The following is a 19,477-nucleotide window of genomic DNA, read 5'->3' as shown; positions in this document are numbered from 1 at the left end:
AAAAAAAACGGGCGCCAGGCGCCCGCTTTCAGGTTGCAGCAGCTCAGGCTTACAGTGCCCAGCGCAGACCGGCAGCGAAGGAGTTTACTTCGGTTGTGACTTCACCGTGCAGGCGGGCACCCGCCGTCAGCAGATCGTTCTGATCAATATCACGCTTCTGCGTCAGGGTGTGCTGATAGCCCACGTCCAGAGTCATGGCTTCGGTCAGTCCGTAGCTCATACCCAGAGAGATGGCTTTGTAATCATCAAAGGCAAAATCGATCTTGGTTTTGTCTTTGTCGATCGGCGTCATATCCAGAGCGAAACCACCACGCAGCGTCAGCTGTGGGCTCAGCTTGTAGTTAGCGCCCAGAGCAAAACGCTGGGATTCACTCCAGTCGTAAACCTGTGGCTCGGCAGCCAGCATGGCGACGGTGCTGTTGGTGCTTTCCACCTGCAGTTTGTCGAAGCGCGACCACTTGGTCCAGGAAGCGTCCGCCTGCAGCGACAGGTCGCCGAGCTGGTGGAAGTAACTGATGTTCGCGGTTTCCGGCGTAACAAACTGCACGCGGCCATCGGCTTTGGTGTTCTCAAGGCCGGCCAGACCGGTGAAGCCTGAAGCGGCGGCCGGGAATTCCACCGTTGCACTGCCGGTCAGCTCATGGGCGATACGGGTGCGGTAGTTCAGACCCAGACGACTGTTGGGGGTGAACTCAACCAGAGTACCCAGGCTGAAACCGAAGGCTGTGTTGTGGCCTTCCATCACGAAGCTGCCGTCGTAGGTGTTGTTGCCCAGCTCTGCAGGGTTAATGCCCAGGCTATTGCAGGTGGAGGCATCAAGCCCACCTAAACACAGGGCTGCAGTATTGACCGCCAGGGCCGTTTTGGCATTCATATACTGAGCAATAATACTGCCGCCAATGCTGACTTTTTCGTGTACACGGAAGGCCAGTGACAGGCCGGCGTCGATACCGGTGATTTCGCTTTCCGTTGTCTGATAACGGGCGATGGAGTCATCACCGAAGTCGGTGCCGGTAGCGTATGGAGCGTTAATAAAAGCACCGGCAGAGAAGCCTTCGCTCAGACTACGGACAAAATACAAGGTTGGCAGAAAATCGAGGTTATCCGCTTCGGCATCTTCACCGCTAATCGGGATGCTGCCGTCGCCGGTTTCAGCACTGCCTTTCAGTTCTGAGCGTACAGAAATAGCCGCTAGGTTGATGGCCAGCTCGTCACGTACCAGCAGCATAGCCGCCGGACTGTAGTAAGCGGCGGAAGCATCGCTGGCTGAGGCTGCACCACCGGAGAAAGCATCTCCCAGGCGCAGGGCGGATTGTTCGTCGACATAGTAGCCCTGGGCGAATACCGGGCTGATGGCCAGCAGAGTACCCAAACCGGCGCAGGCTGTTGCGATGGTTTTAGCAAGGGGTTGGCATTTCATGTTCGTCTCCATCCAATATTGGTCTTTTTATTAGCAATTCAATATCGGGACTAAGGTACATAAATGCCGGGTGATTGCCAAACTGAAATTTTGTCTGACAATCCTGTACTGCAGACGCAGGAGTCGGTTCAGGATAGGAATACGGCTGGTTCTGAGATTAATAACAGCAATGTTCAGCGGCTTTGCTGCTGACTATCGGGAATGGATAAAGGCAGTGCACAGCTGCGGTTCCTGCCCTGATCTTTGGCCAGATACAGCGCTTTATCAGCCTGTTGGTAAAGTACCTCCTGCTGATCACGCTGGGGAGGGATTGCCGCACACAGGCCGACACTGACGGTCAGGCTGAGTATTTGCCCTTCGTGTTCAAGACGCAGGCGCTCAATGCGCTGGCGTACCAGCTCGGCGACCTGTATGGCTCCGCTTTCATCCGTGTTGGGCAGTAAAATTGCAAATTCTTCTCCGCCGTAACGATAAACGCTGTCCTGTGGACGCTTGATGGCCTGCTGCATGGTTTGCGCAACCTTTTGCAGTACCGTATCGCCCAGCTGATGACCATGGGTATCGTTAAATTGCTTGAAGTGGTCAATATCAATCAACAGTAATGCGAGTGGCGTTTGTTGTCTGAAGGCATCCTGATACAGGGTATAGAAACGCTGATCGAAGTAACGCCGGTTGCGTACCCGGGTCAGGGCATCGGTGGTGGATTCTTCCCGCAGGCGCTGGTTCAGCAGCTCCAGATCTTCTGTACGCTCACGGACCTTCTGATCCAGCACTGCATTGGCTTCGCGCTGCATGTTGATGATGACATCCTGAGCCGCTAACCGTGCCTGACGTTCGCGGTTATGGCGCTCGGCCATGCTCAGTGCCAGCAGTACAACCAATATGATGCTGCCCAGCTCGGCGGCATGTTCGGTAACGACATTGACCGGAATGACACCAAACTTCTGCATTGCATACAGGAAGAGGCCAATCAGCAGTGAGAAGGCGGCAAGGAAAAACAGGAACACATCCCGTGAACGGGTTTGCCACCAGAGCAGTTGGCCCAATGCCAGCGCTGACAGACTCATCAGCACAGCCTGGCCTGTAAGCAAACGAATCATGGTGTGATACGGCAGATAGAAGGCCAGTACGGCAAAGACTAGGGCACTGACGACGTAGCTGCTGTACAGCATAAAAGCACGGGGATGCAGTTTACGCAGGCGCAGGAATGAAACCCCGAACAGTGCAAGAAAGGCCTCAGACAGGGCGAGACTGAGCAGAATCGCCAGATCGTTCAGGTGTGGAGATTCTGGCCACAGTAACGCATAAGTCCAGCCATGCAGAGCGGCCATCATCATGGCAAAGGCGCCGATGCTGAGCGAATACAGGAAGAAAATCAGATCGCGGCTCAGTAAAAAAATCAGCAGGTTATAGGCCAGCATACTGAACAGGATTGCGTGAAATGCAGCGTCAAAGGTAACTTCGCCGACCCGTTGCTGCCAGTAGTTCTGTTCCGGAAAAGTGCGGATGGGAATCTGCACCGATGACTCCGAATGCACGTACAGATACAACCATTGTGCCTGGCTGAGTGGCGGCACGGGAAAGGCAAATTCGGGCACAGCCAGAGGGCGGGAAGAATAGGGCAGGTCGTTGCCGGCATCGGTGTGCAGCAGTACAACATCACCGTGCATAATATAAAGCTCGATATGGTCGAGCAGTGGATATCCCAGTTCCAGAATCCAGGGCTGCCGCTGATAATCAAAGGGCAGCTGACTCAGTGGCATCCGTACCCAGACGTGGTCATCGCTGAAGCCAAGGTTGATGCTGGCAGCCGGCATGTCCCGCCACATATCGTCATTTAAGCCCACAACCTGTTGCAGGCTGGAGAACTCTGCAGCCTGGTAAACCTGAGCCATCAGTGGGGCAGGAGCACCCGTTTCGCCGCCCGCATAACGGGCAGTCGCAAAAGCACCGCCGAATAGAAACAGTGCGAGTATGAACAAACGATAATATAAAGACATAAGTACAACAGGCAGCAATATCCCCTGAGTATAGACGGGTCGTACAAATGCACGTCGTGATTGGCCCGGCGGCAGGGTATTATGCAGGCTGTAATATCAGTGGCCCTCAGTCTGGCCCCAGCGCACAGGAGACCCGGAGTCTTGGCTATCAGCAGTTTTCACAGCTTTATCATCGGCGCTAACCGCCCGGTGGGACACTTTCTTACCCGCAGTCTGGCTTCTCAGGATCTTATGTATAAAGGCTTTGGCCTGGAAAGCCGTGAGCGTTTGGCTATGGCGGCCGTTGGCAAACCTTTTTTTGTACTGGTGCCATCACTGTTTCATCCGGATGACTATGCGCATGTTCCTTTCTGGCTGGAACAGGCGGAAGAGCAGGATGTCCCGGTGGTATTGCTGTCCTCCAGCGCTGTTTTCCGTGCCCGCGCGGATGCTGTCTACCAGGAAAGTGATGAGGATTATGCCGATCATCCACTGGCGCTGGATTTACTGGCTCTGGAAGCCTTGACCCGTAATAACCGTCGTCATCTGATCCTGCGCATTGGCCAGGGGTTTTCGCTGATGGCTGACGATTTTGCCAACCGCCTGCTGACGGCTATCCGTGATGAGCATTCCCTCAGCCTCGATATGCAGCGTAAGTTCAGTCCGACGCCTGCTGATGATATTGCCGAAGTGATTCTGGCGATGCTTAAACAGGCAGCCTGCAGCGACGATTTATGGGGTACCTATCATTTTTGTGGTGTGGAGCCAATCTCTTCATATGCCTTCGCAGAGGCGCTGCTGGCGGAAGCCGGTCAGTATGAAAATCTCAGTGGCGTGGAGCTGAAATCACAGGAAGGCGGCTTGATGCCGGCGGTCTGGGCACCGGTTACCGATAATACGCTGCTGTTTCACACCTTTGGCATCAAGCCGAAAGCCTGGCGTAAGGGATTAAGTCGCCTGATCCGCCGTTATTATCGTGCCGAAGGCTAGTGGTACGGGAGACCGTTGCAGGGCGTTAAGATCTGGCCTGGGAATCAGGCCAGGTTCAGGGCTGATGATTCCTGATACAGTTTCATCAGCTTGTCAGTAATGATGGTGCGGATACCTTCGCGCTCAAGGCCGGACAGCGAAGTCAGCTCTTTCAGGCGCAGACGGTTCAGGTGCAGACAAGGCATCTGATCATTGAATTCACGCAGGTCGCCTTTCATCAGTACCGGCAGGAATGGATCTTCGGTATTGGAACGGCGCAGAATCTGGCGGATACCTTCCTGAAAAGGAATCGGTACCGAGCGCACGTTTTTGTCTTTGTGTGAGATCACCAGATACAGGCCGGTTTTACCGATCAGATTGCCAGGGATAACATGCAGACCGGTTGACTGTACCGCATCCGGATTCAGATGGCTGAACGTATCGTGGAAGGCGTAAGGGTCGGGCAGAATAACCATCTGACGGTTGGCTTCTTCGGGGAAGAAAATACTGTAGTTGGTATACAGCTGACGTACGGAGCCGGAGAATACGCAGAAGCGGTTTTCAAACTGCTTAACGAAATTCATAGCGCGCTGGTGCTGGTGGATTTTCTCCAGGTCCCAGACCAGATCTGAATTTTGTTGTTTGTTTACGGCGCTCATAACGAACATCCTCTTAGTCTGCATACTCAGCTTAGCATTACGTCATATTATTATATTTTAACGTTTTTACCACGACGCTTAACGTTAAAAGGCATAATGTGACAAAAATTGTCATCCGAATACGGCAATTGCCGCCATTACCACAGCAGTATCTCAGTTAAATGTTGGGATTTCTGTGACAGCGGTAGTGCTGAAACTGTTAACCAGTCGTCAGCCTTACACCTGTTAACAGTACAGTTAACTCACTTAACAGAAGCCAGGGATCATCGCCGCTGCCTTTAATGGCTGCATCGATTTTTTCGGCCTTACGCAGGGCGGCATGGAGCTGTGGGGCGCGCAGGTTCTGCAGAGCTTTTTTGTAGGGAGGCTGTTGTTTGGGCCAGATATTCTGTGCCTTGAAGGCTTCACTCAGCTGTTGTCCGCCAAGATCCTGCATGGCAATCAGCTGGCGGATCTTGCGCGTCAGGGCGCCGAGTATCATCAGCGCATCGACACCTTCACCTTTTAAATGCGAAAGAATGCGGCTGGCTTCGGCCAGATTACCGAGCAGGCAGGTATCGGCCAGACCAAAGGCGTCAAAGCGGGAGCTGTCGCCAATGGCTTCGTTAATCATCTCTTCGCTGATGGTGGTCGTACCCAGCAGGCGCAGCTTTTCAACTTCCTGCACGGCAGCGAGCAGGTTGCCTTCGGTCTGATGCGCCAGAGCGGCCAGGGCGGGAGGTTCGATCTGCAGGCCGGCAATCTGCAGGCGGCGTTTCAGCCAGCCCGGATATTGCGAGCGTTCGATGGGCCAGATCGGCAGGAAAACACCGGCTTTATCCACCGCTTTAAACCAGGCGCTGCGCTGAATGGTGCTGTCGAGGCGCGGGCAGATAATCAGCAGCAGGTTATCCGGGTTGGGATTATCAAGAATCTGCTGAATAGCCGCGCCTTTATCGGAAGGCTTGCCGTTACCAATGCGTACTTCAAGAATACGGCGACTGGCAAATAACGACATGGCGTTGGCTTCTTCCAGCAAATGGCGCCAGTCAAAGCCGGCTTCAGCATGGAACAGCTCACGCTCCTCGACACCGGCCTTACGTGCAGCGGCACGGATCTCGTCGCAGGCTTCCATCACCAGTAAAGGGTCGTCACCGGACACCAGATAGCAGGGTGCCAGTCCTTTGGCCAGCAGGCCGCTGAGCTGGTCCTGGCGGATTTTCACGGCTGTGTGCCTGTTGCAGAGGACCCCTGATTATTCTGGCTGCTCTTGCCGAGACTCTGCAGGCGGCGCAGCAGCTTGTTGACCAGTTCGCGCTCCAGCTCAGCCCGTTGCTGGCTTTCGGCGCTGGCAGTACCGACGACGTTGTTCACATCGTTGGTCAGGGTGCGGCGTGCTTTCAGTTCAATTTCGACATCGGTGTCGCGGCCAATATGCAGGATATGAGCGGTCAGACGGCCGTTCAGTTCGAACTCGCCCACCTGACCACTGCTGCTGACCGACAGCGTACGCCGTTCGATATCCACCGGCTCAATACGCAGAATGGCCGGGGCGTCTTCGGCGCTGGCGGTCAGCACGACATCGTTGAACTCCAGCTGCAGCTTTAACTGTTGGTTAAAGCTGTTACTGGCCTGACTCTGCAGATACATCACCCGGTATTCCGGCGGCAGCGGCGTAACACCACGCAGATGCCAGCCGCAGGCAGAAAGTAATGATAATGTGAGAATCCAGGCAAGAGGGCGCATAGGCTTCCTATCAGCTGTTCAATGTGGGCGGAGCGTTGGCGAGGCCGCCGGAACAAGGCAAAAATACGTGAGAAGGCGCAGTTTATAAGTCATAAATGAGCATTTCGAACGTATTTTTAACACAGTACCGGCAACGCAGGCAGCTCCGGATCAGTTAGCGACGATATTAACCAGCTTACCCGGTACCACAATCACCTTGCGTACGGTCACACCTTCGAGCTGCTGGGCAACGGCGTCTTTGGCGGCGGCTTCAAGATCGTCTTTGCTGGCGTTGGCCGCCACTTCGATCTTGGCACGCAGCTTACCGTTCACCTGAACCACCACTTCGATGGAATCACGCACCAGAGCGCTCTCGTCAACCACAGGCCATGGCGCATCAATTACCAGACCATCGTTACCGAAGGCAACCCACAGAGCCTGGGTAATGTGTGGCGCAATCGGCGACAGCATGCGGATCACCGCATCCAGGCCTTCTGCCACTACCGCACGGCCACCGGCAGATGCCATATCGGCTTTCTGCAGGGTGTTCATCAGTTCCATAATGGCGGCGATACCGGTGTTGAAGTTGTAGCGGCGACCAACGTCATCGCTCACCTTCTGAATGGTTTCGTGCACCTTACGGCGGGCGTCTTTCTCATCTTTGGACAGGTTCGCCGCATCACCACGATCTGCCTGTTGCAGCAGTTCGTAGCTTAAACGCCAGACGCGCTGCAGGAAGCGCTGGGCACCCTGTACGCCGGAGTCAGACCATTCCAGAGTTTGCTCCGGGGGCGCTGCGAACATGGTGTACAGACGCACGGTATCGGCGCCGTACAGTTCGATGGCTTCCTGCGGATCAACACCGTTGTTTTTCGACTTCGACATTTTGCTCATGCCGGAGTACTGCAGTTCTTTGCCGTCGCTCTTACGCTTGGCAGCGGTCAGGCGGCCTTTGTCGTCGCGCTCAACGCTGACTTCGGTCGGATTAACCCACTCTTTGGCGCCGTGTTCGTTGGTGTAGAAGAACGCATCGGCCAGCACCATGCCCTGGCACAGCAGGTTTTTGAACGGCTCATCGCTGTTCACCAGGCCGGCATCGCGCAGCAGCTTGTGGAAGAAACGTGCATACAGCAGGTGCAGAATGGCGTGTTCGATCCCGCCGATATACTGATCGACCGGCAGCCAGTAATTGGCTTCTTCCGGGTTCAGCATCTGCGTATCGTCGCGCGGTGAACAGTAGCGCGCGTAGTACCAGGAGGACTCCATAAAGGTGTCGAAGGTATCGGTTTCGCGGAACGCCGGCTGACCGTTGTATTCGATGTTTTCGAATTCCGGGTTGTTTTTGATCGGTGAGTTCACACCATCCATGACAACCTCGGTTGGCAGAATCACCGGCTGCAGGCTTTCCGGCGCGGCAATGGAGTCACCATCGGCGGTACGGATCACCGGAATCGGTGCGCCCCAATAGCGCTGGCGGCTCACGCCCCAGTCGCGCAGGCGGTAATTCACTTTGATCTCGCCTTTGCCTTCTGCCGCCAGTTTGGCGGCGATGGCGTCGAAGGCGGCGTCAAAACTCAGGCCGTCAAATTCGCCGGAGTTAATCAGGGTGCCTTTTTCGGTATAGGCCGCTTTGCTCAGGTCGCACTCGTCGCCTTCGTTGGCGGCGATGACCTGATGAATTTCAATGCCGTATTTCTGTGCGAATTCCCAGTCGCGCTGATCGTGTGCCGGAACGGCCATGACCGCACCGGTACCGAATTCCATCAGCACAAAGTTGGCGACCCACACCGGTACTTCTTTACCGGAAATCGGGTGAATGGCAGTAAAGCCGGTTGCCATACCTTTTTTCTCAGCGGTGGCCAGATCGGCTTCGGCGGTACCGGATTTGGAGCATTCTTCGAGGAATGCGGCCAGCGCAGGATTGTTGGCTGCGGCTTCTTTCGCCAGTGGGTGACCGGCAGCAACAGCAACATAGCTCACGCCCATCAGGGTATCCGGACGGGTGGTGTAGATTTCCAGTGCGTCTTCGCGGTTTTTCAGGCCAAAGCGCATCTGTACGCCACGGGATTTACCAATCCAGTTGCGCTGCATGGCTTTTACCTGATCCGGCCAGCCGTCGAGCTGATCGAGGTCGTTCAGCAGTTCTTCGGCGTAATCGGTAATGCGGATAAACCACTGTGGAATTTCTTTACGCTCAACCACAGAGTCACAACGCCAGCAGCAGCCGTCGATGACCTGTTCGTTGGCCAGAACGGTCTGGTCATTCGGACACCAGTTAACCGCGGATACTTTTTTGTAGGCCAGACCTTTGTCGATCAGTTTGGTGAAGAACCACTGTTCCCAGCGGTAGTATTCCGGGTCACAGGTCGCCAGTTCGCGGTTCCAGTCGTAACCGAAGCCCAGCGATTTCAGCTGGCCTTTCATGTAGGCGATGTTTTCTTTGGTCCATTTGCCCGGAGCAACCTGATGCTTGATGGCGGCGTTTTCTGCCGGCAGACCGAAGGCGTCCCAGCCCATTGGCTGCATGACGTTTTTGCCCTGCATGCGCTGGTAGCGCGAAACCACGTCACCAATGGTGTAGTTACGCACGTGCCCCATATGTAGCCGGCCGCTTGGATACGGGAACATGGACAGGCAATAGAATTTCTCTTTATTGCTGTCGACAACGGCTTTGAATACCTGATTTTCTTCCCACTGAGTCTGTACGGAAGGTTCGATAATATGGGGCTGATAAGTCTCTTGCATCATGGCGTATGGTCTGAATCTGAGCGCAGTTAGAAAGGCGGGAAGTGTACCTGAATGCGGGTGCAGGGCACAGCCCCTTATCCATAAGCCTGGCGGTGCGGGAAGCGGATTTGGGCAACTCTGGCCGGAGTTCGCGGTTAGCGCTTGATACAGGTCAGCCTTTATTTAGAAAAGGCTAATACGAAAGGCGATTGGCTCTTGGCCTGACGAGAGCAGACGCGTATGTTTCACTCCCTAATAATAAGTTGATCAGGGTCTTCAGGGCGTTTTGTCCGCGAAAACAGCCGCTCCTGAATAACTCCATAACAGCAAAAGAACAGAAAAGTACACTATGAACAGATTAAGCAGTACGTTGGCAGGATTGCTTCTCTTACTGGGCAGCCAGGTGCAGGCCGAAAGTGTGGAGTCCATGCTGCAGGAAATGGCCATCATCGAAAAAAATACACCGCTGTTACAGGCCGCTATTGAAGATGGTGTTGAGCGTGCGCAGTTGTGCTTCCGCTGTCATGGTGATGATGGCAACAGCAAGCGCGACTATATCCCGAATCTGGCCAGTCAGAATGCCGCTTATCTTTTTACCCAGTTTGAGCATTTTGCCGATGGTGTGCGCAAAGATTATGTGATGAGCAAACTGGCCACCACGCTGAGTAAAGAAGACCGCATTAATATCGCGCTTTATTTTGCTCACAAGCCGGTGGTTAGCCGCGAACAACCCGTACCCACAAGTGCAAAAGGCGAACAGATTTATAAAACCACCTGTTTTGTCTGCCATGGCAACGCCGGCCATGGCAGCAGCCTGTACCCGCGTATCGCCGGTCAGCCATATGAATATCTGACCAAAACCCTGATGCGTTTCCTGCATAACGATCCGGAGCGTAAAAACTCACCGATGATCGGCGTGGTGCAGAATATGGATGAGCAGCAGCTGCGTGATGTGGCCGCCTATATTGCCCATATGCCATAAATGCGCAGGGCAGATACTGCCGTGCTGTATGTATCTGCTGGCGGTGTTGTTTGCCGGCTGTGCCCGTCTGCCGGACTATCCGCATCCCACCTCTGAAGTTCATACTCAGGCTCCGCCGCACAGTCCGCTGACGGATTGGGCGGAGCCTCTGTTACAGCAACATCCCGGTCAGGCCGGGCTGGTGTTGCTGGCCTCCGGAACCGATGCTTTTCTTGCCCGCCTGTTGCTGGCGGCCAATGCTCATGACCGTCTCGACCTGCAATATTATCTCTACCATCAGGATCTGACCGGCAAGGTTTTTACCTGGGCCTTGCTGCAGGCCGCCGAGCGCGGCGTACGCGTGCGGCTGCTGCTGGACGATATGGCAACCCGCGGCGCCGATAACGAGCTGCGGCTGCTGAACCGTCATCCCAATATTGATATCCGCCTGTTTAATCCGTTTCTGCGCGACTATCCGCGCGATATGCAGTTTCTGACCCGTTATGGGGTGTCGACCCGGCGCATGCATAACAAAACCATGATTGCCGATAACACTCTGGCGATTACCGGCGGGCGCAATATCGGTGATGAGTACTTTGATGCCGCGCGTAATGCGGTGGTGTTCGGTGATCTGGATGTACTGACACTGGGGGCGGTGGTCGATGACGCCTCAACCGAGTTTGACCGCTACTGGAACAGCGAGCTGGCGGTGCCGGTGGAGCACGTGTTGCAGGATGCTGATCCGCATGACCAGCAACCGCTGAACGGACTGAGCCAGAAACTGCAGAGCTGGCTGCAGAGTAATCAGCAGCACCCTTATGTGCAGGCTTTACAGGCACGGGCCCAGAACCTGGCGGCGCACTATGAACCGCGGCTGTTCTGGGGAAAGGCGTACGTAGTGGCTGACGCACCGGATAAAATCCGCAGCCGCCGTTACCAGTCGCCGTTGTTGGGAAATCTGCTCACTCTGCTGGAAAATGCGCAGCAGGAAGTGCTGCTGGTTTCGCCCTATTTTGTACCGGGCGATGAGGGGGTTGCCTTTCTGGCGGCACTGGTCGCGCGTGGTGTTAAGGTGCGGGTGCTGACCAATTCGCTGGCCAGCACGGATGTGCCCGCGGTGCATTCGGCTTATAAACATTACCGCACGGCCTTGTTGCGTGCCGGAGTTGAACTGTATGAGCTGCGCCCGGATGCCAGCTCCGGGCGTGAGAACCGCCGCTGGACCGGCTCTTCTTCCGCCAGTCTGCACGCCAAAATGCTGGTGATCGATCAGCGCTACTTTTACGTTGGCTCAATGAATCTTGATCCGCGTTCCATTCGCGAGAATACCGAAATGGGTGTGCTGTTTGAGCAGGCGCAACTGGGTCAGGAAGCCAGCCGGGATCTGCAGCAAAACCTGCCATTCGAAAGTTATCACCTGCAGCTACATCAGGGAGAAGTCCGCTGGCAGGAGCTGTACGGCGATGGCTCTGTGCAGAGCTATAACAGCGAACCCCGGGCCAGCCTGTGGCGGCGCCTGCAATCCTGGCTGCTGGGCGTTCTGCCGCTCGAAGCGGAACTCTGACGACCAACATCGTCCACGTAAGTTCAGGAATTCTTCTTATTATTTGTTGATAATCATTCTCAGACTCAGTAGCATTCGCGTCCTTTCGTATTGCTAATTACCAATCCGTATCAGGACATGCCCATGAAAACTGCTGTTTTTGCGATGATTCCAGCACTGCTGGCTCCGGTGGCTTATGCCGCAGACACACAGCTTCCGGCTGACGCTTCTGCGCCAGCGGAAAAAGTAACGCTGGACCGGGTTACGATCTCCGCCGTTCGTGGTGAGCGTGATGTTGCTACCATCCCGCATATGGTGACGGTCATCGAGCGTGAAACCCTGCAGGCCACTCTCGGTGCCAGCGGCGATCTGACCAGCGCACTGAGCCGTCTGCTGCCAAGCTTTGCGCCGTCGCGCCAGAAAATGACCGGCTCTTCTGAGAGTTTCCGTGGCCGTTCGCCGCTGATTCTGGTGGATGGTATTCCGCAGACCAACCCGCTGCGCGATGGCTCGCGTGACGGCTTCACCATCGACCCGTCGCTGATTGAACGGATTGAAGTGGTACACGGTGCCAACGCTTCCATGGGGCTGGGCGCAACCGGCGGCATCATCAACTTTATTACCCGCAGCGCTGCCGACGGCGATAACGAAATCCGTCTGAATACCGCGCTGACCAGCAGCAACGATTTTGACGGTGACGGTTTTGAATACCGCCTGGGTGGCTCGCTGCAGCGCAAGCAGGGCGCTTACGATGTGCTGGCCTCGGCGCAGTATCAGAACAGCGGGCTGTACTACGATGCCAACGGCGACAAAATTGCCGTGAACGAAACCCACGGCGATCTGATGGATTCTGAATCCCTTGATCTGCTGCTGAAACTGGGTATGGATCTGTCGGCTACCCGCCGGGTGGAGCTGATGCTCAACCGTTACGATCTGGAAAACAGCGGTGATTACCGCAACGTACCGGGCGACCGCGATCAGGGCATTGCCGCCACCACCGAAAAAGGCAAGCAGGTGGGCGACCCGAACCGCAATAAAGCCACCGCCGCCGCGCTGAGCTACAGCGACCGTGATCTGGCCGGTGGTAACTTCAGCGGTAAGTTTTATTACCTCGACCGTACCTCGCTGTACGGCGCAACCCAGACCAAAACCTTTCAGGACCCGGCTTATGGCAGCCAGTACGATGGCACTGGTGCGCTGACGCAGAGCATCTACGATCAGTCGCAGATTGAAGTGCAGCGCAGTGGTGTGCGCCTGAGCTGGAACCGTGACGATTTCCTGCTGAATGAACTCGACTGGGTGCTGGGCTTTGACTGGGTGCGTGATGAATCGAAACAGACACTGGCGATGACCGGCCGTACCTGGGTGCCGGAAATGAAGTTCGACAACTACGCGCCTTTTGCCCAGCTCGATTACGCCCTGACCGATCGCCTGCAACTGACCAGTGGTGCGCGTTACGAGACCGCCAAACTGCAGGTGGATGATTTCACCACGCTGTATAACTACGGCTCGCGTGATGTGGCCGGTGGTGATGATGAATTCTCCGAACTGCTGACCAACCTCGGCTTTACCTACCGCATCAGTGATGGCCTGAACGCCTATATCTCCTACAGCGAAGGCTTCAATATGCCGGATGTGGGTCTGGTGCTGCGCGGCATCAACACCGACGGTCAGGATGTGGATAATCTGGTGCGTATCAAGCCGATCATCACCGATAACTACGAAACCGGTTTCAACTATCAGGGCGAAGCGCTGAGTCTGAAAGCCAGTTACTTCCGTTCGACCTCGGCCTTTGGTTCACGCCTGGCCGACACCAATGGCGATGGCAGCTACGAAGTGATCCGCGAGAAAACCCGCACCCACGGTTACGAACTGCAGACCGCCTATATGTTTAGTTACGATCTGGAAATCGGTGGTTACTACTCGAAGCTGTTTGGCCGCGTCGACTCCGATAAGAACGGCAGTCTCGACAGCGACCTGGGTGCGGCTAATATCAGCCCGGATAAACTCTCGGCCTATGCCCGCTACGAGCTGAATGGCCGCACCAGTGCGCGTCTGGCCAGCACTTACTACTTTGACCGCAGCTTCCACGGTCAGGCCAACGCCAATGCCGAGTCCTTTGCTGGCTATGCGCTGGTGGATATGAGCGTCAGCTACCGTGGCAACAACAGCACTACCAGCCTGTCGCTCGGTAACCTGCTGAACCGCGATTACTTTGATTACTACGCACAGACCTCCGATCTCGGTAATACTGCGCGCTATTACAAAGGTCGTGGCCGCAGTCTGATGCTGGCGTACGAGCACAGCTTCTGACAACGAGTCTCTGAATGACCGCTTATTACTGGTTCCGCCGCCTGCATCTGTGGGTCAGCCTGGTGCTGGCCCTGCCGCTGCTGATTATTCTGCTCAGCGGACTGCTGCTGTTGCTGGAGCCGGTATTACAAACGGGGTTACGTGCGCCGGAGCCTCTGCCTCCGGCAGCGACACAAAGGCTGCAGCAACGCATGGAAGCGTTGCAGGCTGAGCATTACGGTTGTGCGGTCAGTTATCTGGGGCTTTCTTCACCTCTGATTGCTCAGCCGCGTCTGTATCTGCGTTGCGCCGACGGCTTCCGCTCGTATGAACTGGCCGCCGATGGCAGCGCCAGCCCCCTGAGTGACGGGTTTTTCAACTGGGTACTGTCACTGCACCGCACGCTGTTACTGGGTGAGGGCGGACGTCAGCTGGTGGCGATCAGCAGTGTGTTGCTGGCGCTCAGTTGTCTGCTAGGCCTGTTACTCTGGCTGGTGCGTGGCGACCGGATTCAGCTCAGCCGCGAGCATTTTCTGCCGCAGCGTTTACTGAGTGGCAAAGCCGATGGCCTGCGCCGCTGGCATGCGCTGAGCGGTCTGTACATCACGCCGCTGCTGATCGTGATGGTGATTACCGGTATCTGCTGGCCCTGGCGCGCGCCGCTGTACAGCCTGCTCAGCGCCGGGCAACTCGATCAGCCGGCGCTGAAAACGGTGATGGCGGGGCCGGTGGCAACCGGCATTACGGCGGATGCTGTCGCAGCAGTGCCCGATCTGCTGGCCTTAAAGAGCCGGGCAGAAGCTCTGCTGCCGGGCTATCAGCTGACCGGTATTGTGACGCCACGGCCTCCGGCCTTTAACTATCAGCTGCGTATGGTTGCCCGCGATGGCCTCAGTCTGGTGCCGCAACATTATCTCTTTTTGCACCCGGCCGATCTGAGCCTGTTGCAGCAGGTGGATATCTGGCCGGTGCCCTCGTCAGAGCCGCAGGTATCACAAAGCGCCGGAGAACAGGCGCTGACCAGTCTGCGTTTTCTGCAATACGGTCTGCACACCGGTTTTGTGTTCGGCCTGCCCGGTGTGCTGCTGTGGGCGCTGGCATTGTTACTGACGGGCGGACTGTTGCTGGTGGGTGGCATTGTACTGTGGCAGAGGCGGCGCTCATGAGTTTACTGCCGTTGTTGATTCTGGCGCTGATGCTGTTGGGGGGCTGCCTGTTTGTGCTGTATGGCAGCTGGTCGGTGGTGCTGTTCTGGCAATTACGCCAGTTGTTGCGGCAACCGCCTGCGGCCGGAGAGAAAGCACAAAAACGGCGTCTGGGGCAGGAAAAAGCACTACGCCTGTTGTTGCTCAGTGCCCGCCGCTGGTTAGGGCGGGCATTGTTGCTGTTGCTGATTCCGGTGGCGGCAGCGCTGTTCAGTTTCTGAAGAATCCCGCTGTTTGCTGGTATGATCGCTGGCAGTAAATTACGGGTGGAATCATGTCTTCAGTTTCTTCTTTTTCCTCTGTGGATTCTTCGGCCGCGGATGCTGCGCACTCCGGGCAATGGCAGTTCTGGGTCGACCGCGGCGGTACCTTTACCGATATCGTTGCGCTGACACCGGCCGGTGAATTAATTACCCATAAATTACTGTCGGAAAATCCGCAGCATTATGCCGATGCGGCGGTTGAAGGCATCCGTCAGCTGCAGGCCCGTTATCCGCAATACGACAGCGCCATTGCCAGTGTAAAAATGGGCACAACGGTGGCCACCAATGCGTTGCTGGAACGTAAAGGTGCGCGCACTTTACTGTGTATCAGTAAAGGTCTGCGCGATCAGCTGCGCATCGGTTATCAGACCCGCCCGGATATTTTTGCCATTCATATTGAGCAGCCAGAACCGTTATACGAACGGGTGTACGAAGTACCTGAACGTATACTGGCCGACGGCACGGTGGATTATCCGCTGGATGAAGAAACCCTGCTGGTGCAGTTAATTGAAGCGCGCTCACTGGGTTACGACAGCATCGCCGTGGTGCTGATGCACGCCTATAAATATCCGCAGCATGAAATTCGTATCGGTGATATTGCCCGCCAGCTTGGCTTTAAACAGATTTCGTTAAGTCACCGCGTCAGTCCGTTAATTAAGCTGGTGCCGCGTGGTGATACCACGGTGGCTGATGCGTATTTGTCGCCGGTATTACGCCGTTATGTTAATCAGGTCGAGCAGGCGTTGCCGCCGACGGTACTGCAGTTTATGCAATCCAATGGTGGCTTATGTGCGGCGCAGAATTTTCAGGGGAAAGATGCGATTTTATCCGGCCCGGCCGGTGGTGTGGTCGGTATGGTACGCACCGCTCAGGCCGATGGTTTTAACCGCATTGTCGGGTTTGATATGGGCGGAACCTCGACCGATGTCAGCCATTTTAACGGTACGCTGAATAACGATCTTGAGCGTGAAACCCTGACCGAGGTTAACGGCGTAAAACTACGCGTACCGATGATGAATATTCACACCGTGGCCGCCGGTGGCGGTTCGCTGGTGCATTTTTCTGATGGCCGCTTTCAGGTCGGGCCGGAATCCGCCGGCAGTTATCCCGGCCCTGCCTGTTACCGTAATGGCGGGCCATTAACCGTCACCGACTGCAATGTGTTACTGGGTAAATTACAGCCACAGCATTTTCCCCATGTGTTTGGTCCTGAACAGAATCAGCCACTGGATGCCGGTATTGTGCGGCAGAAATTCAGCGAGCTTGCAGTACAGATCCGCAACGACAGCGGTCAGGAATATTCGCCGGAAGAAATAGCCGCAGGTTTTCTGCGTATTGCGGTGAATAATATGGCCGCGGCGGTGAAAAAAATATCGGTGCAGCGTGGTTATGATATCCGCGATTATGTACTCAACGCGTTTGGTGGTGCCGGTGCCCAGCATGCCTGTCTGGTGGCGGCCGAGCTGAATATAAAACAGGTGTATCTGCATCCGCTGGCGGGGGTGTTATCGGCCTTTGGTATCGGTCTGGCTGAGCCGCGCTGGCTGGGCGAAGACGCGGTAGAAATACCATTAACCGATGCTGCGGCGCTGACCCGCGCAGAAGAAAAATTCGCGGCGTTAATGCAGCAGGCGGATTTCACACCGGACAAAGAAAACCCCGTTCAGGAATTGCGCCGTGCCTATCTGCGTTATGAGGGGTCCGATACCCAGTTGTTGGTCAGCTTTGCCGACGCTGCAGCTATGCGTGCCGAATTTGAACAGCAACACCAGCAATTATTTGGTTTTATTGCCGCTCATAAATCCCTGCGCTTAGATGCGGTACAGCTGGAGTTGGTAGCCGCCGGAAACAGCGCTCCGGCAATTCCTTTTGCCAGCGGCGAACAAGCCGCACAGGAAAATGCACAATTATATCTGGGCGGGAAATGGCACAGTGTTCCGGTACTGGCGCGTACGCAGCTGGCGGCGGGTTTTATTGCACCAGGCCCGCTGTTATTAACCGATGCCAACAGCACCATTGTGGTGGAACCCGGCTGGCAGCTTGAAGTGTTAAAAAGCGGGGCTTTATTGCTGAGTGATCAGGGTGAAGAACTACCGGTGGCTGCCAGTAACCTGGTTCAGCGCGATCCGGTCACGCTGGAAATATTCAATAATCTGTTTATGTCGGTCGCCGAACAGATGGGCTTTGTGCTGGAGAAAACCGCCAGCAGTGTGAACATTAAAGAGCGGCTGGATTTTTCCTGCGCGCTGTTTGATGGCCATGGTGAGCTGGTCGCCAATGCGCCGCATATTCCGGTACATTTAGGCTCAATGAGCGAAAGCATTAAAGTGGTGATGCAGGGGCATGCGGATATGCGTCCTGACGATGCCTTTGTGCTGAATACTCCTTATAACGGCGGCACTCATCTGCCCGATGTGACGGTAGTTAAGCCGGTTTTTATCCGGCCATTTACGGCGGGTAATAAAGCCGATTTTTATGTCGCCGCGCGCGGCCATCATGCCGATATCGGTGGTATTACACCGGGCTCGATGCCAGCAGAAAGTACCCATATCGACGAAGAAGGTGTGCTGCTCGATAACCTGATTTTAATGCGCGATGGCCAGCTTAAAGAGCAGGAGATCCGTAAGGTTCTGGCGGCGGCTACGTATCCGGCGCGTAATCCGGATCAGAATATTGCCGATTTAATGGCTCAGCTGGCCGCCTGCGAAAAAGGTGCAGCGGAATTACAGCGCTTATGTGCGGCCTATGGTTTGCCACAGGTGACGGCCTATATGCAGCATGTGATGGATAACGCCGAGCAGACGTTGCGTGAGTGTCTGGCGGATTTACCGTCCGGTGAATTCAGCGCGCAAATGGATGATGGCACCCGCTTTAATGTGCGCATTGAGGTTGACCGGCAGCAGCGTCATGCCCATGTCGATTTTTCCGGTACGCAATACCGTGCAGAACAGAAGCAACATCCCGGTAATTTTAATGCACCGACCTCGGTGGTGATGGCAGCGGTGCTGTACAGCTTCCGCGCGCTGGTCGCCAAACCCATGCCGCTGAATGCCGGGTTTTTCCGCGCGTTAACGGTTAAGGTGCCACAGGCTTCCATTATTGCACCGCAATATCCGGCGGCGGTGGTATCGGGCAATGTTGAGACGGCCCAGTATCTGGTGGATGTGGTGATGGGGGCGCTGGGCTTAATGGCAGGCTGTCAGGGCACCAATAATAATTTCACCTTCGGTAATCAGCAGCTGCAGTATTACGAAACACTGTGCGGCGGTATCGGTGCCAGTGCGCGGGGTGACGGCGCCAGCGCGGTGCACAGCCATATGACCAATTCGCGCCTGACAGACCCCGAGATTCTGGAACAGCGTTTTCCGGTGGTGCTCGACTGGTTTCACGTGCGGCCACAGTCCGGTGGCGTGGGGCAGTATGCTGGCGGTCATGGTGTGGAGCGGCATATCCGTTTTCTGCAGCCGATGCGCGCCAATATCATCAGTGGCCACCGTCAGGTTGCGCCGCATGGCCTGCAGGGCGGCGGTGACGGCAAGCCTGGCGTGAACTTTGTGCTGCGCCATCAGGGGCGGATGCAGCGCTTATCCGGCTGCGCCTGTGTCGAGCTGGAAGCCGGTGATCTGTTCTGCATCCACACCCCGGGTGGTGGTGGTTTTGGCAGTACCGCCGATGGCTGATACCCCAGTGGCGCTGTCAGGCTTTTGCTGCTTTGTGTTAGAATCGCCGCAATTTCCATTCAACGTTTGAGAGAG

13 protein-coding genes are annotated in these 19,477 nt (G+C 55.7%); 7 read left to right on the top strand and 6 right to left on the bottom strand.

Features of this window, described 5'->3' with window-relative positions; genetic code table 11:
* Positions 1-49: 49 nt before the first annotated feature.
* Both LGT44_RS03960 and LGT44_RS03955 read right to left on the bottom strand, forming a co-directional pair.
* Positions 50-1,420 (bottom strand): OmpP1/FadL family transporter, encoded by a 1,371-nt coding sequence (locus tag LGT44_RS03960; RefSeq protein WP_230330609.1) that lies wholly within the window; start codon positions 1,418-1,420, stop codon positions 50-52.
* Between the two features lie 173 nt (positions 1,421-1,593).
* Positions 1,594-3,315 (bottom strand): sensor domain-containing diguanylate cyclase, encoded by a 1,722-nt coding sequence (locus LGT44_RS03955; protein WP_230330610.1) that lies wholly within the window; start codon positions 3,313-3,315, stop codon positions 1,594-1,596.
* Between the two features lie 246 nt (positions 3,316-3,561).
* On the opposite strand from LGT44_RS03955, the gene LGT44_RS03950 reads away from it, so the two are divergent.
* Positions 3,562-4,389, top strand: coding sequence for a sugar nucleotide-binding protein (locus tag LGT44_RS03950; RefSeq protein WP_225693125.1), 828 nt, complete (start codon positions 3,562-3,564; stop codon positions 4,387-4,389).
* 44 nt (positions 4,390-4,433) lie between these two features.
* On the opposite strand, the gene LGT44_RS03945 is transcribed toward LGT44_RS03950, so the two are convergent.
* From LGT44_RS03945 to leuS, 4 genes are all read right to left on the bottom strand, one after another.
* Positions 4,434-5,027 carry a hypothetical protein gene (locus tag LGT44_RS03945; RefSeq protein WP_145466314.1) on the bottom strand — a complete coding sequence of 198 codons (594 nt, stop codon included), beginning with the start codon at positions 5,025-5,027 and terminating at the stop codon, positions 4,434-4,436.
* 199 nt (positions 5,028-5,226) lie between these two features.
* Complete coding sequence (holA, locus tag LGT44_RS03940) at positions 5,227-6,231, bottom strand: DNA polymerase III subunit delta (protein WP_230330611.1); 1,005 nt, start codon at positions 6,229-6,231, stop codon at positions 5,227-5,229.
* Positions 6,228-6,752, bottom strand: coding sequence for an LPS-assembly lipoprotein LptE (locus tag LGT44_RS03935; RefSeq protein WP_230330612.1), 525 nt, complete (start codon positions 6,750-6,752; stop codon positions 6,228-6,230). Before LGT44_RS03935 ends, holA begins: the two co-directional genes overlap by 4 nt.
* 150 nt (positions 6,753-6,902) lie before the next feature.
* A complete protein-coding gene (gene leuS, locus LGT44_RS03930) occupies positions 6,903-9,476 on the bottom strand; it encodes a leucine--tRNA ligase (RefSeq protein WP_230330626.1) in 2,574 nt (857 codons plus the stop codon).
* A gap of 331 nt (positions 9,477-9,807) precedes the next feature.
* On the opposite strand from leuS, the gene LGT44_RS03925 reads away from it, so the two are divergent.
* The 6 genes from LGT44_RS03925 to LGT44_RS03900 all read left to right on the top strand — a co-directional run bounded on the left by LGT44_RS03925 (position 9,808) and on the right by LGT44_RS03900 (position 19,402).
* Positions 9,808-10,440, top strand: coding sequence for a c-type cytochrome (locus LGT44_RS03925; protein WP_145466309.1), 633 nt, complete (start codon positions 9,808-9,810; stop codon positions 10,438-10,440).
* Between the two features lie 28 nt (positions 10,441-10,468).
* Complete coding sequence (locus LGT44_RS03920) at positions 10,469-11,983, top strand: phospholipase D family protein (RefSeq protein ID WP_230330613.1); 1,515 nt, start codon at positions 10,469-10,471, stop codon at positions 11,981-11,983.
* A 123-nt stretch (positions 11,984-12,106) separates the two neighbouring features.
* Positions 12,107-14,275, top strand: a complete 2,169-nt coding sequence (locus LGT44_RS03915) for a TonB-dependent receptor (RefSeq protein ID WP_230330614.1) — start codon at positions 12,107-12,109, stop codon at positions 14,273-14,275.
* 14 nt (positions 14,276-14,289) lie between these two features.
* The gene (locus LGT44_RS03910; protein ID WP_230330615.1) at positions 14,290-15,420 is read left to right on the top strand and encodes a PepSY-associated TM helix domain-containing protein; all 1,131 of its coding nucleotides are present in this window, start codon (positions 14,290-14,292) and stop codon (positions 15,418-15,420) included.
* Positions 15,417-15,680: a hypothetical protein gene (locus tag LGT44_RS03905; protein WP_230330616.1), complete on the top strand. Its 264-nt coding sequence runs from the start codon at positions 15,417-15,419 to the stop codon at positions 15,678-15,680. Before LGT44_RS03910 ends, LGT44_RS03905 begins: the two co-directional genes overlap by 4 nt.
* A gap of 53 nt (positions 15,681-15,733) precedes the next feature.
* Positions 15,734-19,402, top strand: coding sequence for a hydantoinase B/oxoprolinase family protein (locus LGT44_RS03900; protein ID WP_230330617.1), 3,669 nt, complete (start codon positions 15,734-15,736; stop codon positions 19,400-19,402).
* The last annotated feature ends 75 nt before the right edge of the window (positions 19,403-19,477 follow it).

The sequence above is a fragment of the Thalassolituus alkanivorans genome (genome assembly GCF_020447205.1).
Lineage (GTDB): Bacteria > Pseudomonadota > Gammaproteobacteria > Pseudomonadales > Oceanobacteraceae > Venatoribacter > Venatoribacter alkanivorans.
This window is presented reverse-complemented; position numbering and strand designations above follow the sequence as displayed.

Excerpts from the sequence above, each read along its gene's own strand:
- LGT44_RS03960 (WP_230330609.1), bottom strand. The coding sequence starts at position 1,420 with ATGAAATGCCAACCCCTTGCTAAAACCATCGCAACAGCCTGCGCCGGT.
- LGT44_RS03955 (WP_230330610.1), bottom strand. The coding sequence starts at position 3,315 with ATGGCTCAGGTTTACCAGGCTGCAGAGTTCTCCAGCCTGCAACAGGTT.
- LGT44_RS03945 (WP_145466314.1), bottom strand. The coding sequence starts at position 5,027 with ATGAGCGCCGTAAACAAACAACAAAATTCAGATCTGGTCTGGGACCTG.
- LGT44_RS03935 (WP_230330612.1), bottom strand. The coding sequence starts at position 6,752 with ATGCGCCCTCTTGCCTGGATTCTCACATTATCATTACTTTCTGCCTGC.
- leuS (WP_230330626.1), bottom strand. The coding sequence starts at position 9,476 with ATGCAAGAGACTTATCAGCCCCATATTATCGAACCTTCCGTACAGACT.
- LGT44_RS03925 (WP_145466309.1), top strand. The coding sequence starts at position 9,808 with ATGAACAGATTAAGCAGTACGTTGGCAGGATTGCTTCTCTTACTGGGC.
- LGT44_RS03920 (WP_230330613.1), top strand. The coding sequence starts at position 10,469 with ATGTATCTGCTGGCGGTGTTGTTTGCCGGCTGTGCCCGTCTGCCGGAC.
- LGT44_RS03915 (WP_230330614.1), top strand. The coding sequence starts at position 12,107 with ATGAAAACTGCTGTTTTTGCGATGATTCCAGCACTGCTGGCTCCGGTG.
- LGT44_RS03910 (WP_230330615.1), top strand. The coding sequence starts at position 14,290 with ATGACCGCTTATTACTGGTTCCGCCGCCTGCATCTGTGGGTCAGCCTG.
- LGT44_RS03905 (WP_230330616.1), top strand. The coding sequence starts at position 15,417 with ATGAGTTTACTGCCGTTGTTGATTCTGGCGCTGATGCTGTTGGGGGGC.
- LGT44_RS03900 (WP_230330617.1), top strand. The coding sequence starts at position 15,734 with ATGTCTTCAGTTTCTTCTTTTTCCTCTGTGGATTCTTCGGCCGCGGAT.